Origin of the sequence: Streptomyces musisoli, from assembly GCF_016741855.1 — a bacterium.
Lineage (GTDB): Bacteria > Actinomycetota > Actinomycetes > Streptomycetales > Streptomycetaceae > Streptomyces > Streptomyces musisoli.
Genome location: NZ_JAERRH010000076.1, coordinates 1 through 1,536, shown reverse-complemented (window position 1 = coordinate 1,536; position 1,536 = coordinate 1). Strand labels below are relative to the sequence as shown.

Below are 1,536 nucleotides of genomic sequence, written 5' to 3'. Positions count from 1 at the left end.
CGCCGCGATGCTGCCCGCGCTGCCGTTGAGGAGGTATCCCTCGAGTTCGTCGGGTGCCTTGCCGGCCCGGGACCCGTAGTCGTGGTACATCAGGCCCATGTAGACGCCGGTGCGGCTGCCCCGCAGCGACGCCGGGTCGATACCCGCCCGCTCGAACGCCTCCCACGACGTCTCCAGCAGCAACCGCTGCTGCGGATCCATCGACAGCGCCTCACGCGGCGAGATACCGAAGAACCCCGCATCGAACTCCGCCGCGTCATACAGGAAGCCGCCCGACCGCGAGTACGACTTCCCCACCGCGTCCGGATCCGGGTCGTAGAGCCCTTCCACGTCCCAGCCGCGGTCCGTCGGCCACGACGACACCGCGTCCGTGCCCGAGGTGACCAGCCGCCACAGATCCTCCGGCGAACCGACCCCACCCGGGAACCGGCACCCGATGCCCACGATCGCCACCGGCTCGTGGGCGTCGTCCTGCAACTTGCGCAGGCGCTCACGGGTGTCGTGGAGATCGGCGGCAGCCTGCTTGAGGTACGAGCGCAGCTTGTCCTCGGTGTTCACTCTTTCCCCCTGCTTGAGGTCATGGAAGTCCGTCGCCTCGCCCGCCGTCAGATGCCTTTGTCGAGGAAGTCGAAGAGCTCGTCGTCGCTGGCCCCGCCGAACCGGTCCGCGCCCGACGGTTCGTCGGCGTCCTCCGCGCCGGCACCCAGGTGCTTGGCGACGAGTTGCCGCATCCGGCTCAGGACGCGGTCGCGGGCTTGCTCGTCGGGGGCCAGGGTGGCGAGCGCGGTCTCCAGCTCGTCGAGATCGCTCAGCACCCGGTCGGCCAGAGACTCCTCTTCGGGCCGCAGTTCGCCCCACAGGTAGTCGGCGAGTGCGGCCGGCGTCGGGTAGTCGAAGGCCAGCGTGGCGGGCAGACGCAGGCCGGTGGCCCGCATCAGGCGGTTGCGCAGCTCCACCGCGCCCAGGGAGTCGAAGCCCAGCTCCTTGAAGGTCTGGTGCGGCTGCACGGCGGTCGCCGACGCATGGCCGAGGACCCCGGCGGCCTGGGCGCAGACCAGGTTGCGAAGCTGCTCCGTCCGCTCCGCCTCGGAGGCCGCCGCCAGGCGCTCGGCCAGGGTGGCGGTGTCCGTGACCGCACCGTCCTCCGTAGCGGGCGCGGCCCGCCGGGCGGGCCTGCGGACCAGATCCCGCAGGATGGCCGGCAGGGTGCCCGCGGCGGCCTGCTCCCGCAGACTCGCCTCGTTCAGAGCGGCGGGCAGGACGAACGTCCGTCCCGCGCGCACCGCCGCGTCGAACAGCTCCAGTCCCTGCTCCGACGTCATCTCCGCCAGGCCGATCCCGGAGATGCGCCGCATGGCCACCGCGTCGAGGTGTTCCGTCATCTCGCTGCGCTCGGCCCAGAAGCCCCAGCCGAGGGCGGTTCCGGGCAGCCCGGCCGCGGCGCGGTGGGCGGCGAGCGCCTCCAGGAACACGTTGGCCGCCGCGTAGTGCGCCTGACCGGCGCTTCCGAAGGTGGCCGCCGCTCCCGAGAAGAGG

General features: G+C 72.3%; 2 protein-coding genes. Both read right to left on the bottom strand.

Translation table 11 applies throughout. The annotated features are described in order from the left end of the window. The coding region (locus JK361_RS40490) for a beta-ketoacyl synthase N-terminal-like domain-containing protein (RefSeq protein ID WP_201828217.1) at window positions 1-558 on the bottom strand (558 nt) is incomplete at its 3' end. A gap of 47 nt (window positions 559-605) precedes the next feature. Further along, window positions 606-1,536, bottom strand: a 931-nt coding sequence (locus tag JK361_RS40485; protein ID WP_201828215.1) for a beta-ketoacyl reductase, incomplete at its 5' end; no start/stop codon positions are given.